Source organism: Stutzerimonas kunmingensis, assembly GCF_002929225.1.
GTDB lineage: Bacteria > Pseudomonadota > Gammaproteobacteria > Pseudomonadales > Pseudomonadaceae > Stutzerimonas.
In genome coordinates, this window is record NZ_PISM01000021.1 from 460227 (window position 1) to 474318 (window position 14092).

The 14092-nt window shown below is 60.3% G+C and carries 8 protein-coding genes and 2 pseudogenes; 6 read left to right on the forward strand and 4 right to left on the reverse strand.

Annotated elements, in window-relative coordinates; genetic code table 11:
* Positions 1 to 186: 186 nt before the first annotated feature.
* A pseudogene (locus CW305_RS18850) lies at positions 187 to 534 on the forward strand (transposase); the annotation flags it as partial.
* 647 nt (positions 535 to 1181) lie between these two features.
* Positions 1182 to 2224, forward strand: a pseudogene (locus CW305_RS18855) (IS110 family RNA-guided transposase).
* A gap of 297 nt (positions 2225 to 2521) precedes the next feature.
* Here CW305_RS18855 and CW305_RS23295 read toward each other — a convergent pair.
* Positions 2522 to 2719, reverse strand: coding sequence for a hypothetical protein (locus CW305_RS23295; protein WP_146067167.1), 198 nt, complete (start codon positions 2717 to 2719; stop codon positions 2522 to 2524).
* Positions 2720 to 3898: 1179 nt separating this feature from the next.
* Between CW305_RS23295 and CW305_RS18860 the strand changes: the two genes are divergently transcribed.
* From CW305_RS18860 to CW305_RS18870, 3 genes are read left to right on the forward strand one after another with little or no spacing between them, the layout of a single operon-like run.
* Entirely contained in the window at positions 3899 to 4555 is a 657-nt protein-coding gene (locus CW305_RS18860) for a paraquat-inducible protein A (RefSeq protein ID WP_104098606.1), read from the forward strand.
* On the forward strand, positions 4542 to 5165 hold the full coding sequence (locus tag CW305_RS18865) for a paraquat-inducible protein A (protein ID WP_104098607.1): 624 nt from the start codon (positions 4542 to 4544) through the stop codon (positions 5163 to 5165). The genes CW305_RS18860 and CW305_RS18865 overlap by 14 nt, the downstream gene beginning before the upstream one ends.
* The gene (locus CW305_RS18870) at positions 5158 to 7467 is read left to right on the forward strand and encodes a PqiB family protein (RefSeq protein WP_104098608.1); all 2310 of its coding nucleotides are present in this window, start codon (positions 5158 to 5160) and stop codon (positions 7465 to 7467) included. Before CW305_RS18865 ends, CW305_RS18870 begins: the two co-directional genes overlap by 8 nt.
* A 103-nt stretch (positions 7468 to 7570) precedes the next feature.
* Here the strand turns inward: CW305_RS18870 and mksF are convergent, their stop codons facing one another.
* The 3 genes from mksF to mksB form a co-directional block, all read right to left on the reverse strand.
* Positions 7571 to 10405, reverse strand: a complete 2835-nt coding sequence (gene mksF, locus CW305_RS18875) for an Mks condensin complex protein MksF (RefSeq protein WP_046621344.1) — start codon at positions 10403 to 10405, stop codon at positions 7571 to 7573.
* Complete coding sequence (gene mksE, locus CW305_RS18880) at positions 10402 to 11091, reverse strand: Mks condensin complex protein MksE (protein WP_104098609.1); 690 nt, start codon at positions 11089 to 11091, stop codon at positions 10402 to 10404. Before mksE ends, mksF begins: the two co-directional genes overlap by 4 nt.
* Positions 11092 to 11421: 330 nt before the next feature.
* A complete protein-coding gene (gene mksB, locus CW305_RS18885) occupies positions 11422 to 12708 on the reverse strand; it encodes an Mks condensin complex protein MksB (RefSeq protein ID WP_104098610.1) in 1287 nt (428 codons plus the stop codon).
* Between the two features lie 264 nt (positions 12709 to 12972).
* On the opposite strand from mksB, the gene CW305_RS18890 reads away from it, so the two are divergent.
* Positions 12973 to 14070, forward strand: a complete 1098-nt coding sequence (locus tag CW305_RS18890; protein WP_090522293.1) for a carboxynorspermidine decarboxylase — start codon at positions 12973 to 12975, stop codon at positions 14068 to 14070.
* Positions 14071 to 14092: the final 22 nt, after the last annotated feature.

Here is a 14092-nt window from a genome sequence, read left to right on the forward strand (position 1 = left end):
GGATGTCGGGTCTAATTGAGCTTTTACCTGCGTTATAGCTGTTGCACTGGGCTGCTATGCATGCTGCATGGTGCAATCATCACTGCTAGCTAGGCAGCATTCGCCCAACAGCGAGTTAGGGGGCTGGTAGACCCCGGCCATACTAGTTGGCATACCAAACACCTTGAGCTCCATTGGGTTGGTTATGGGCGGGCGGCCTATCCAGTGTGACGATGCTGCGCGTGCATCTGATGCTGAACTGGTTTGGCTACAGCGACCCGGCGATGGAGGAAGCGCTGTATGAGATCACTATCCTGCGCCAGTTCGCTGGCTGAGCCTGGTACGCACTCGACGAAACCACCATCCTCAACTTCTGTCACCTGCTGGAGAAACACGAACTGCCTGCCGGCAGCCTGGCCGTAGTCAACCGCTACCTGGACGGCCGGGGTTTGTCGTTGCGCCAAGCATCATTGTTGATGCCACGCTGATCAATGCGCCAAGTTCGACCAAGAAAAAAGACGCAAACGCAACCCGGAAATGCACCAGACAAGAAGGGTAATTTGATCTGACTGAGCTTCAGCGATTCATAACGATTAAGCTAAGGGCCGGGCTTTAGCCCGTCCCAGTGAGCAAAGCGAACGGTTTGCAGTTGTTAGTCCCCGGCAGCAGCAAATGTCGTTAGTGCGGTAGATACTACAGACCAAGGAATACACTTGCGTACTGCGGCGGCTTTGCTCGCTAATGATGAAGCGCTTTCAGATGCGAGCACCGCTCCTTGGATTAGATCAGGGCTAACCCTGGCCGCTGAGACAAGTCACAAGAGCATCTTTGGTTCCATAATATGGTATGTAAACATACCGCGCATCACGATCGGGTTTACTTGCGCGCGGATATGTGCCTGAATCCGAGTTAGGGTTCAGCCAGCCGAGCCAATGCTCTTTCTGTGTCGAGTAGTTGTTGTAGCCTGGCGTCCGATTCGCGACAGAGTCATCAGACGGTAAATCACCAATAACCTGAATAAACCATCCAATGCTATCTGGCTTCATCAGTAAACTTTCCTTGTGTGGGTCTAACGTTTTGGCTAAGGGGCTGGCTTTAGCCGGTCCCAGCGAACGAAGTGAGCGACTTGAATGCTGTAATGGACTCTCCCCGCGCCACAGTTCTATACCGAGAACGGTGGTGACTGAAATTGGAGTGTCGTCATGAAGCGAATTGCAGTTGATCTGGCCAAGTCCGTTTACCAAGTTGCCGAGAGTGTCCGTTCCGGCCAAGTAGTGCAGCGTAAACGGCTGAACCGAGAGGCGTTTAGGCGATATATACAGGAGCAGGCCGAGTCGGTCGAGTGGGTGATGGAGGCTTGCGGTACGGCCCATTACTGGGGACGCGTGGTGCAGAACTGGGGCATGCGGTAAAGCTGATCCACCCGCGCTATGTGCGCCCGTATCGCCGCCGCAACAAAACCGACCGCAACGACTGCGACGCAATGTTAGAGGCGGCACGCTGCAGGGATATTAATCCGGTGCCCGTGAAAACCCATGAGCAGCAACAACTGCAGCAACTGCATGGGCTGCGCGAGACCTGGAAGAAAAGCCGCACCCAGCGCATCAACCTCTTGCGCGGCATCCTGCGCGAGGCGGGCATCGAAGCCCCAGCGTCCACCGCCGCTTTTCTCCGCGCCGCCCACGAGCTGGTTGACCGCCCAGAGCTCGCCCCCTTGAGTCATCAACTGCATATCGTTTTGGCGGAAATCAACCTGCACGAACAATGCATGGCCGAGTGCGAGCAGCAGCTCAAGCGTTGGCATGCTGACGATGAAATAGTGCGCAAACTCGATGAAGTCAGCGGTATTGGCCTGCTAACGGCCAGCGCCCTGACCGCCGCTGTCGGTAAGCCCGAACGGTTCGCCAGTGGTCGCCAGCTCAGCGCCTGGCTGGGCATGACACCGCGTGAGTTCAGCAGCGGCGACCGCCGCAAACTCGGTCATATCAGCCGGCAGGGCAACGTCTATGTGCGCACACTGTTAATCCACGGCTCCCGAGCAGCCTTGCTGGCAGCGCAACGCTGTCAGGCCCGCACGCCAGAAAAACTAACCCAGTTACAACGCTGGGCCGTCGAGACGGCAGCCCGTATCGGCCACAACAAAGCGGCTGTGGCGTTAGCCAACAAACTGGCCAGGATCTGCTGGGCCGTGTGGTGCCATGAGCGGCGTTTCAGCGGTAACTGGCAAAGCGTAAAGACCGCCTGACGGCGGGGGTAATCAGAAAGGAGTGATGGTTTTCTTGTGGTTGTGGTGAGCAGCAGCACTGTCGGAACAGGCGAGTCCTGCAGCGGAACAAGGCCGATAACAACGATGATCCCTGGGATCGATTGAACGCTTGGCCCCCGCTGCGCGAACTACAGAATGGCCAGGGCGGAAAAGCCCAAAACAGGCCGGATAAACGAATGCAACCGCGCTGACGACAGGTGCAAAAGCAAAGCTTTGCTCACTACTTGTGGGGAGAGTCCATATACCAGTTGTTAGGCTTGCATATGGGCTTGGTTTTTATTGCTCTCGCCGCGTAAAGCTCAGAATGAATCTTTTTGCAAGCATGGTGGGTATCCCACCAAATACTAACGCAAATGTTATTGCGTTAAGTGGAGGTTTTGCTGTTCCGGAGCCAATTGCTGCGAATAAAAAGGCAAGAACAACAATAGTGCTGGTGGCTTGTAGAAATTCGATTGCTAGTTCTTTGTAATTCATTATTAATACTTTTGGTTTTATGGCGGTTGGCTGTGATGAGGTTTTTTTGATTTTGTGTGACGCCAGTTAGGCTGGCAGAAGTAGTTTGTGGGCTTTGACTAGGGCTTTGATTTTTTCGGGATTTTTGCTGTATTCAAATATATATGATTCTGGGTCGTTTGATTTGGAGAATATTTCCTCTAAGGTTTGATGATGATCAAATATCTAAAAATATTTTTCTTCTGCGTTCGTGTAAATTCTATTGGGATTTCCTACAAAAATACTTTTCAATTCGGGCACTAGGAGCCAGAAGTAATCAGTATCGTAACCTACTATGGTTCCATAGTATTTTTGACCATTTTTACTGAAGGTTAAAGATTCAATCTCTATGGGCATGAAGGCTCCTGTGGATGCCTAACGCCGCGCTCTGCGGAAAATTTGGAGCGCAGCGGAAAATTTGTCCGACAGCAGCGCCTTGTTAGGCATTACTCGCACCACCAATCTCTTGCCTTCTCAAGGTCATCAACGACGATATCAACGTTATCTAGCATGCCCGCCGCGTCAGGATAGTTGTCGTGTGAGTTGATTCGATGAGTCTTGGTCGGTGGGCGGAAGTGAGAGCCGTGTGGCGCGTTATTCGATAGAGCATCGGGAGTGGGTGGTGCGGCAGATGATGCACTCAGTAGTGAAACGACGCATCGCCGATGGTAGTGTGGGGTCTCCCCATGTGAGAGTAGGTCATCGTCAAGCTCCTTTCCCAAACCCCCGACCCGCGTAAGCTGGTCGGGGGTTTGCTTTTGGGCTGAAGAAATATCTATCGAGACATCTAGGGCTGTTTCCGGCTCGGCGTGTAGAAGGGATGGCCGAATAGTGCGGGGCAGGCCGAGGCCGTGCAGGACTTGTTCTGGAGCGTGTCTGCCTGCGATCTATCAAGAGCCATGGTCATGCCTTCGTATAGTGCCGATGCTGAAATCAGCCGTTGCCGTTTTCTGTTGACGAACGGTTGCGCGACAAGCCGCGGGCCGGTTTGCCCTCTGGTGGCTATGAGTAGGCACCCAGCAGATCGGGGCCCAACGACAACATATCGATAGTCCCACTCGGTCGTTCACTGCTACTGAGTGTCGTCGTCTTCGTCCGACTGACAGCTCACAGCGGCGTCTGCCGCTCGTTTAGAATGAGTGCTTTGCTCGGATATTTGCTATGCCGGAATCGGCTGCTACGCCAGGGCTTGATGAGGTTCCGCTCGAGCAGTTAGTCGCTTGCCCTGAATGTGATTTGCTGATGCTCAAGCCGAACCTCAATCTCGGCGAGGTTGCTGAGTGCCCTCGTTGCGGTTGTGAGCTGTTTCGCTTGCGGCATCGAATCGTCGGACCTGGGCTGGCGTTGGTGCTCGCTGCGTTGCTGTTGTACTTCCCGGCCAACTTCCTACCCATCATGAGACTGAATCTGCTCGGCCGGGTTACTGACGATACGGTCTGGAGTGGTGTGCTCAGTCTGTATAACAGCGGCATGCAAGGTATCGCCGTGGTGGTGTTTCTCTGCAGCATGGCTGTGCCGCTACTTAAACTCCTTTGCCAGCTGGCTGTATTGCTCTGCATTGCGGTCGATCGAGCGAAGCCATTGGGCATGCTGCTCTACCGGACGTATCACCATCTACGTGAATGGGGGATGCTGGAGGTTTACCTGCTCGGCATTCTGGTGTCGATCATCAAACTCAGGGACATGGCCGAACTCAGCCTGGGGATCGGGCTGGCGTGCTTTGCCGGTCTGCTGGTCGTTCAGGTCTGGCTGGAGTTGGTGATGTCGCCGCACCAGGTCTGGCAAGCGTTGTCGGAGCGTCGCGATGCGCGCTGCTGACGCCGGGCTGATGGTTTGCCATGAGTGTCATCAGCTCAATCGGGCTGATGCCGGTCAGCGTCATCAACGCTGCGTCCGCTGCGGTGCACGCGTGCATATGCGCAGACCCAACAGTATCGTTCGAACCTGGGCGCTTCTGATTACAGCGGCATTGCTCTATCTGCCGGCCAATCTCCTGCCGATCATGACGGTACGCATGCTGGGCAGTGGCACGCCGGATACCATCATGTCCGGTGTCGTGACCTTAGCCAAACACGGCATGTTCCCGATAGCCGCCGTGGTGTTCATCGCCAGCATACTGGTTCCCACATTCAAGCTTGTTGGAATCGCGATATTGTTGTTTTCAGTACAGCGCCACCATCCAATGTCGCCGCGCCAACGGATATTGGTTTTTCGCTTTATCGAGTGGATCGGGCGATGGTCCATGCTCGATATCTTTGTGATCGCCATTCTGGTGGCCATCGTCAATTTCGGCAGCCTCGCCAGCGTCGAAGCGGGCTTCGGTGCGGTTGCTTTCGCCAGCGTGGTCATCTTGACCATGCTCGCTGCCATCACGTTCGACCCTCGTCTGATCTGGGATAACACGGAATCCGGGAACAAGCATGACTGACCTGCCACAAGCTAATACTCGTCCTGCATCCAGCTGGTCGGCCATCTGGATTCTGCCGTTGATCGCACTGGCGATCGGCGCGTGGCTGGCGTGGGAAGCCTATAGTGAACGTGGCATATACATCGAGGTTGTCTTCGAAAGTGCCGAGGGTATCGAGATCGGCAAAACATCGGTGCTCTACAAGGGCATGACGATTGGTGTCGTAAGGGATCTGCGCCTCGGCGATGATGAGCGTCGGCAGGTCGTTGTCGCGGACATCGAGATGAACAAGGACGTCGATGGCTATCTACGCAGCGGCACGCGCTTCTGGCTGGTCAAGCCCAGTGTGACGCTAGCCGGGATTACCGGGCTGGAGACTCTGGTGTCGGGCAACTACATCGGTATCAGCCCTGCTGATGGCGAGGCATCGCGGCGTTTCGTTGCGCTGGCGGAAGAGCCGCCGATGTCCGATAGCCGCATCGGCCTGCACCTGACGCTCAAAGCCGAGCGCCTTGGCTCGCTGAATCGCGGCAGTCCGGTGTTCTATCGGCAGATCCAGGTCGGACAGGTGAAGAACTACGTGTTGTCCGAGGACGACAGTACCGTCGAGGTGCAGTTGTATATCCAGCCGGAGTACGCCCATCTGGTGCGCAAGCACACGCGATTCTGGAATGCCAGCGGCGTCACCGTGGATGCCGGTCTGACGGGGGTTAAGTTCCGTACGGAGTCGCTGGCTAGCATCGTCGCCGGCGGTATCGCCTTCGCCACGCCATCTCACCGCAAGGACAGCCCTGCGACCGATCCGAGCATCCCGTTCCGGCTCTACGAGGACTTCGATGCGGCCCAGGCGGGTATCAAGACGCTCGTATCTCTGCAGGATTTCGATGGGCTGCAGGCCGGCCGGACGCCTGTCATCTACAAGGGCATGCAGGTCGGTCTGCTGAAGAAGCTGGATATCGATTCCGACCTCAGCGGCGCGCAGGCCGAACTCTCCATCGACCCGCTATTCGAGGATTATCTGGTCGAGGACACGCAGTTCTGGGTGGTCAAACCGTCGGTTTCGGTTGCCGGGATATCCGGGCTCGAGGCGTTGGTGCGCGGCAATTACATTGCTGTTCGCCCCGGCGAGAAGGGCGCAGAAGCCAGGCGCAACTTCGTCGCACGCGCCAAGGCACCACCGCTGGACATACGCTCGCCCGGTCTTCACCTGGTACTGACGGCGGACAACCTCGGTTCGCTGGATGTCGGTAGTCCTGTGCTCTATCGCCAGGTACGGGTTGGCTCCGTGCAGAGTTACCAGTTCTCGCGCGACCAGCAGCGGGTCGTGGTTGGCGTGCACATCGAGCAGCCCTACGCCGACCTGGTGAACAGTTCGAGCCGGTTCTGGAATGCCAGTGGCATTTCCCTTACCGGCGGGCTTTCCGGTATTGAGGTACGCAGCGAATCGCTGCAGAGCCTGCTGGCCGGGGGCATCGCATTCGAGACGCCGGAGCCGCAAGCTCCGGCTACCAGAAAGGTGCCCCGATTTAAGTTGCACAAGGACCGGGACAGCGCAATACGGCGCGGTACCTCGATAGAGATTCGTCTCGATCGCGGCGACGGACTCGGTGCCGGCACGCCGATCCGCTACAAGGGGCTGGAGGTCGGCGAGGTTGACAGTGTGACGCTTAGCGATGACCTCGGACACGTCGTGCTGCGGGCCCGGATTACCGCCGCAGAGTCGCGGATTGCTCGTGCTGGCACTCAGTTCTGGGTCGTACGGCCCGAGCTTGGCCTCATGCGCACCGCCAATCTGGATACGCTGGTCAGTGGTCCCTATCTTGAGGTTGCTCCCGGCAAACCAGGTGCGGCCGCTCAAGCGCATTTCGTGGGCCAGGAGCGTGAGCCGCAGAAGGCTGGTGAAGGGCTCACCCTGGTCCTCAGCGCGGCGCGTCTGGGTTCGATCAAGCCAGGCAATGCGGTCACCTACCGTGAGGTGAAGGTCGGTGAGGTGACTGGCTACGAGTTGGGGCAGACTGCCGACCGTGTATTGATCCGCGTACTTATCGAGCCGCGTTATGCTGCACTGGTGCACACCGGCAGCCGCTTCTGGGAAACCAGTGGCTTCGGTGTCGACTTCAGCCTGTTCAAGGGCGCCAGTTTGCGTACCGATTCGCTGGAGTCGCTGATCGAGGGCGGTGTTGCCTTTGCCACGCCTGATGGCGAGCAGATGGGGCGCAGCGCACTACCGGGACAGACGTTCGCCTTGTTCAAGGAGCCGCAGGAGGAATGGTTTGGCTGGGCGCCGAAGATCGAGCTGGGGCGAGCTGCCAGTGACAAGTGACGATTGATCCGGGACGTTGTTGGTGGGCTGAAGTCCACCCTACGGCGATATCCGGATGTGTATGAGAAAGGGCCCCGCGGGGCCCTTTTTCATTGCAGGGAGATCAGGCCGGTTCTTCGGTCCGTTGGGCTGAAGCAATGTGCTCGCTGGCGATCGGTTCGCGGCGGCTGATGTATTTCCAGTCCGCCTCGTCGATGTAGATACCGGCCGGCCCGCTGCCGCCCTCCAGGTCGATGGCGACGTGCGCGGAGACCTGTGGCTTCACCGACGCGAGGATCGGCACGAAGCCCAGCTGCAGGCTGGTTTCGATCAGCGCCTGCTGGTTGCGTTCGTCGATGTCAGCCGCCTCGTCGAGGTAGTAGGGCAGGCGGATGCGCCCGGCCTGCTCGCGGTCCATCAGGTGCAGCAACAGATACATGTTGGTCAGCGCCTTGATGGTCATGGTGGTGCCGTTGGACGCCGCACCGTCGATGTCGGTGTGGATCACCGGCTGGCCGCCAACCTTGGTGATCTCGAACGCCAGCTCGAACAGGTCCTTCAGGCCCAGCTGGTTGTTGTTCGCCGCCACCAGCCGCGCCAGATACTCCTTGGCTTCCTCGTTCTTCGCGTCCTGTTCGGAAGACTGGGACAGATCGAACACCGACAGCGTCTCGCCTTCCTCGTACTGCCCGGCGCTGTGAATGATCTGGTCGATGTGCTTGAGCGCATCCTTGTTCGGCGCCAGCACGATGCGGAAGCTCGCCAGGTTGGAAACCTGACGCTTGTTGATCTCGCGGTTGAACAGCGCCAGCTGGTGCTCGAGGCTTTCGTAGTCGCTGCGGATATTGCGCAGGGTGCGGGCGATGTCGGTGACGGCCGCGCGGCGGGCCTTGGCCAGGGTCAGCGCCTCGTCCTGACGGTGGGCGTAGGCATTGACCAGCAGCTGCAGGCGGCGCTCGGGGTCTTCCTCGCTATCGAACTTGGCTACGCCCTTCAGGCGCACCTGGGCATACAGCGCCTCGATCTGGCCGTCGACGCGCTGTAGCGCCTGCCAGCTGTCCTGGTAGTCGTTGAGCAGCGGCAGCAGGTTGTCCAGCGAGTCGTCCACCGGGTCCATGAAGGGCGTGCCGAACGGCAGGTTCGCCGGTAACAGCTGGCGGCGGCGCAGGGCATCCTCGAGCGTGCGTTCCTTGGCTTCCAGATCGGCCAGCTGACGGCCGACCAGCTGCAGCTTGGCGGACAAATGCTGCACGCGCTCGGCGAAGGCGTCACTGGTGCGCTTGAGTTCTTCCTGGGCGGCTTCGGCCTGGGCCAGCTGTTCCAGCTTCGCCGGCTCCTCGGCGGCCAGGGTCTGGCTGCGGCGGAAGTCTTCCAGCGCTTTCTGCGCATCGAGCACGGCCTGATACAGCGCCTCGGCCTGGGCCTTGCTTGCGGCGCGGTCGACGGCCACCGCATGCTGCGTCTTGAGCTGCTTGAGCTCGCGCTCCAGACGATCCTTCTGGTCGCGCAGGGCGGCACGGTCGGCCAGCGCCTGCAGCGCCGGTGGCTCGATATGCGAGAGGTCGATGGACAGGCCCGGCACCGAGAAGGTGTCGCCCTTGAAGCGATCCAGCACGGCCTCGACCGCCTTGACCCAGTCGTCACCCTCGGCAGTGATGCCTTTTTCGCCGAGCGGCAGGCTGAACAACTGGCCGTTGAACAGGCGCATCAGGCGGTCGACGTCGGCCTGGGAGAACTCTTCGCGCAGGCGCGAATAGCTGTTGTTGTCGGCGTGATCGAGCTGTTGCTTCACCGACTTCAAACGCTTCTCCAGATCGCGCAGGCGCTCGTCCAGGTCTTCGCTGGAGAACTGACGGGACTGCGCCAATGCACCGGCCAGCTCGTCATGGGCGTCCTTGGCGGCGAGCAGCTGCTGCTCCAGCACATGGGCGTCCTCGACCAGGGCGAAACGGTTCTTCAGCACCGCCAGCTCGCCGAGCCAGCGCTGGGCTTCGCTGATCTCGCGCTCCAGACGCATGAGTTCGCCGGTCGAACCGCGCTGTTCGTTCTGCAGGCCGTCCTGCTCGCGACGGTAGTGCTCGGCCTGGATCACCAGCTCTTCCTTGCGTGCATCGGCGTAGTCGTGCCAAGTGCCGAGCAGGTTGTCGAGCAACGGCGACAGGCGATGCAGCTTGCCGCGCAGCAGCTCGCGCTGGGCGACACCGGAAGCCAGCGCTTCGACCAGCGGGCCGGCGGCGACCAGTGCCTGGTAGTCCTGCTCCATGCGGCGCACGTCGCGGAAGGCTTCTTCGGTGGCTGCGATGTAGTCGACGCTGCCCGAGCGCAGGCTGTGCTCGAAGGCATCGAGGAACAGCTGCTTGAGCTTGGCAGCCGTGATCTCCCTCATATGCAGCAGGTTGATAAACAGGGCGCGGAAGGTCTTCAGGCTCTGCTCGCTGGTCGAGCGCAGCGGGATCAGCGTCATGTCCAGCGGGATCGAGGTATGCCCGCCGACCAGCAGCCGGCGCAGCTCGTCCGGCTTGGCCTCGTAGGCTTTGATGCCGGCGCGCTCGAGGTTGGCGAACAGCTCGCGCTGGCGCAGGCAGGTGCCGTTCTGCTGGTAATGGTCGAGATCCAGCGAGCCCTGGTAGACGAAGAACTGGTGGCCGAAGCCGCCGCCCGGGCCGCGACCGGCCACGCCGATCACATGCGGGCCGTGGGGCAGCATGACTTCCACCAGGATGTAGCTGGTGTCGCTGGCGAAGTAGAACTTGCGTGACTGCTCGAGGCTGTACTTGCCGAAGCTCATGTCTGACATGCGCGCCAGGATCGGGAACTGCAGCGCGTTGATCGACGCGGACTTGCCGAGGTTGTTGGCGCCGTAGACCGACAGCGGGTTCTCCAGCGGAAAAATGCCGAGGCTGTAGCCGGCGGTGTTCAGCAGGGCGAAGCGGCGGATGCCGTAGCGTTCCTGGCTCATGCTTCAAGCTCCTTTTCTTCGGCGATGGCGCGGGCCAGGGCGTCCTCTTCGGACTCTTCCAGCGGCTCGTCGATGAGGATGATGTCGTCCTCGCTGTCGTCTTCCGCGATCAGCTCCGGCGCTGGTAACGGCAGATCGCTGCTGTGCAGGCTGGCGGCGAGATCGCGGTCCTGCTGCACCGACAGGCAGACGTCGAGGAAACGGTGCATCGGCGGCAGGAAGCGGTAGACGCCGTTGCTGTCCTCGGCGAAGCCCAGCTGCGTCAGGCGGCGGATGACCTTTTCTTCAAGTTCTTCCTGCGTGGTGACTTCGGCCTGCAGGAACAGGTCGCGGTACTTGTCCAGCAGCGCCGGCAGTTCATCGCGACCGAGGCTGCCGCCGTCGAGCACGGCCAGCGGATCGCGACCCTGGTCAGCCAGGTGTTCGACGAGGATGAAGGTGAACAGCGCCAGGCGCTGGGCGGTCTTGTTCACCTGCGCGCCCATCTGCTCGGGGACGAAGTAGTAGAAGCCGCGCGGATCGCAGACCAGTTCGAAGCCGAGCGCCTTGAACAGTGCGCGGTACTGGTCCTGCATGTTCGACAGCTGCGCGTAGGGCTCCGGCTCGCTGCGCGACAGGTGATAGCCCTTGAACAGCTCGCGGAAGATCGGCGCCAGCTGGGTCATTTCCTTGAGGTCGATGTTCATTCAGGTTGCTCGCTGGATCGTTGGGTAGAAATCAACAAGGTGATTTCCACAGCGTGATTTGATGGGCTTTGGCCTGTCTGTGCTGCTGGTTGGTGCCTGCCCCTCACCCCAACCCTCTCCCCATAGGGGAGAGGGGGCTGTTGGTGCGGGGAGCGGAAAGCGACGTCGACCTGAGCCTTACGATGGGCAGGCTGCGGGGCCTGGCTGTAATGCCGGATGTGAGCGAAGTATGGAAGACCGCCCCATGGAAAGCGGCGAAGCCTTTTCCACCTTTTCGATTCGGCGTGGCTGGAGGTGGGCAAGCTGCGCGTTGTCCACCCTACGTAGGAATCAGCCATTGGCGTTGGCCACCAGGGCGAAGGAGCTGAGGCTGACGCAGTGCTCGCGGGTCAGGTATTCGCGGCGCTCCAGGCGGTCGCGCTGGAAGCGGGTGTCGCGGGACAGGCGCGAGAACCAGTAGAGCAGCTCGTCGGTGGCGCCCTCGGGTTCCTGCTCCAGCAGCCAGGCCATCAGGTCCGGTAGCGGCAGTGCCTGCTGGCAGCGCTCGATCATCTCGCGGGCGGTGCGCGGTGCGCGCGGTTGCTCGCCCTTGCGCTTGCCGCTGGCCCGGGGGAATTGCGCCGGTTTCGGCTCGAAGCGGGCCAGGGCGTAGACGTAGGCCTCGACCTGGCTGGCGGTGCCGAGAAAGGTGCTCTGCGGACGGGTGAACAATGGCAGCGAAGCCTGCGGTACGGCGTCCAGGCCCTTCTTGCGGATCGCCGACAGCGCCAGCGCCGCGCCGCGGGTCACGGCATTGTGCCGGCGCGCTTCCTCGCGCAGCGGCAGCAGCAGCTCGCGGGCCTTGCGCAGCGTCAGCTGGGCGGTGGTCTGCATCTCGAGGATGCGCGCATGGGTGCGCACGAGCAGATCGTCGTCCACCAACTGGCCGAGGCGCTGCTGCTCGCCGAGTAGCTTCATCAGTACCTGCTCGACGCGGTGCACGCCCTGCTCGAAGGCACCGTCGGCGGAAACCAACTGAATCATTGGCTCGACGTATTCGTCCCAGGTCGCCAGCACCTCGGCATAGCGCTGGCGCAGCGGAATCTGACGGTCGCTGGTCTTGGCCCGGTCGGCCACGGCGACCAGCGCCTGTTCGTCGTTATCAAGCTTCTTCAGTACATCGCGCACGCGCATGTCGAGCAGGCGCAACTGGCGGGCCAGATCGTTGCCGTCGCGAATCTCGAAGGCATCGAGAATATGTCCGGCCAGACGCTCAAGATGGCGCAGGTAGGCTTCGATCTCCAGGCACAGGCCGAGGCGGTGCTCGCGGCGCAGGTAGGCGAGGAAGTCGTGGATCTGCGCGTTCAGCTCGAAGCGGTTGGGGCTCTTGGCCACCGGCACCAGGATGTCCAGGCGAATCCACTGGTCGAGCAGGGCGGTGATATCGGTGGGCGTGCCTTCGGGCAATTGCGCGGCGAGCTGATGACGCAGCTCAACCAGACTCAGGGTGCCGGCATCCAAGCGCTCGCACAGCGGCTCGAGCAACGTCCAGTGTTCGGCGAGGGCACGCAGTACGCGCTTGGGTTCGATCATCGAGGCGCCAGTCCAGCCAGTGAAAAAGCGCGAATTGTACTGCATTGAGCTCCGGGTGAAGGGCCGCCCGGCGACTGGAAACGCACTGCGTGACGTCAGGCGGGTAATTCACCCGAACGTCATCGCACCTGGGCTAGGCTGTCTGCCATCGGCGTTAGCCGCCGATAGCGGCATTACCGGATGTCCTGGAATGGTGACGAAGTGTTGAAAATCTATTTCGATCTGCGCCGGTAATCGGCACAATTCGCGGCTTTTGCAAACGGGAGCTGCCGGCTCCTGTCCGGCGAAATCCCTTGGGGGCACGTAGACATGATCCAGACGCCGTATTACCTAATTGATAAACAGAAGCTCCTGGGCAACCTGGAAAAGATCGCCTACGTGCGCGAACAGTCCGGCGCCAAGGCGCTGCTGGCCCTCAAGTGCTTCGCCACCTGGTCGGTATTCGACCTGATGCAGCAGTACATGGATGGCACCACTTCGTCCTCGCTGTACGAACTCAAGCTCGGCCGGCAGAAGTTCGCCGGCGAAACCCACGCCTACAGCGTGGCCTGGGCCGACGACGAGATCGAAGAGATGGTCGCCAACTGCGACAAGATCATCTTCAACTCCATCGGCCAGCTGGAGCGCTTCGAGGCCGGCACCGAGGGCACCATCCGCGGCCTGCGGGTCAATCCGCAGGTGAGCAGCTCCGACTATCTGCTAGCCGACCCGGCGCGGCCGTTCAGCCGCCTGGGCGAGCACGATCCAGCGAAGATCGAGGCGGTGATCGGCAAGATCAGCGGCTTCATGTTCCACAACAACTGCGAGAACAGCAGCTTCGAGCTGTTCGACCAGATGCTGACCACCATCGAGGAGCGCTTCGGCCACCTGCTGGAAAAGGTCGAGTGGGTCAGCCTCGGCGGCGGTATCCACTTCACCGGCGAAGGCTATCCGCTGGATGCCTTCTGCGCGCGGCTGAAAGCGTTCTCGGAAAAATTCGGCGTACAGGTCTACCTGGAGCCGGGCGAAGCGGCGATCACCATGAGTGCGTCGCTGGAAGTCACGGTGCTCGACACCCTGTACAACGGCAAGAATCTCGCGGTGGTCGACAGCTCGATCGAAGCGCACATGCTCGACCTGCTGATCTACCGCCTCAACGCCAAGATGGCGCCCAGCGACGGCGAGCACAGCTACATGGTGTGCGGCAAATCCTGTCTGGCCGGCGACATCTTCGGCGAGTACCAATTCGATCGTCCGCTGGCCATCGGCGATCGGCTGTCGTTCATCGACGCGGCAGGCTACACCATGGTCAAGAAGAACTGGTTCAACGGCCTGAAAATGCCGTCCATCGTGGTAAAGCAGCTCGACGGCAGCGTCGAGGTGGTTCGTGAGTTCGACTTTAACGATTACCTGTCCAGCCTTTCCTGAGGCCGCAGTACAAGGGGGTGAA

What these genes read in the sequence shown, in the direction of transcription:
- CW305_RS23295 (WP_146067167.1), bottom strand. Translation starts at nt 2,719, where the DNA reads ATGAATTACAAAGAACTAGCAATCGAATTTCTACAAGCCACCAGCACT.
- CW305_RS18860 (WP_104098606.1), top strand. Translation starts at nt 3,899, where the DNA reads ATGCCGGAATCGGCTGCTACGCCAGGGCTTGATGAGGTTCCGCTCGAG.
- CW305_RS18865 (WP_104098607.1), top strand. Translation starts at nt 4,542, where the DNA reads ATGCGCGCTGCTGACGCCGGGCTGATGGTTTGCCATGAGTGTCATCAG.
- CW305_RS18870 (WP_104098608.1), top strand. Translation starts at nt 5,158, where the DNA reads ATGACTGACCTGCCACAAGCTAATACTCGTCCTGCATCCAGCTGGTCG.
- mksF (WP_046621344.1), bottom strand. Translation starts at nt 10,405, where the DNA reads ATGAGCCAGGAACGCTACGGCATCCGCCGCTTCGCCCTGCTGAACACC.
- mksE (WP_104098609.1), bottom strand. Translation starts at nt 11,091, where the DNA reads ATGAACATCGACCTCAAGGAAATGACCCAGCTGGCGCCGATCTTCCGC.
- mksB (WP_104098610.1), bottom strand. Translation starts at nt 12,708, where the DNA reads ATGCAGTACAATTCGCGCTTTTTCACTGGCTGGACTGGCGCCTCGATG.
- CW305_RS18890 (WP_090522293.1), top strand. Translation starts at nt 12,973, where the DNA reads ATGATCCAGACGCCGTATTACCTAATTGATAAACAGAAGCTCCTGGGC.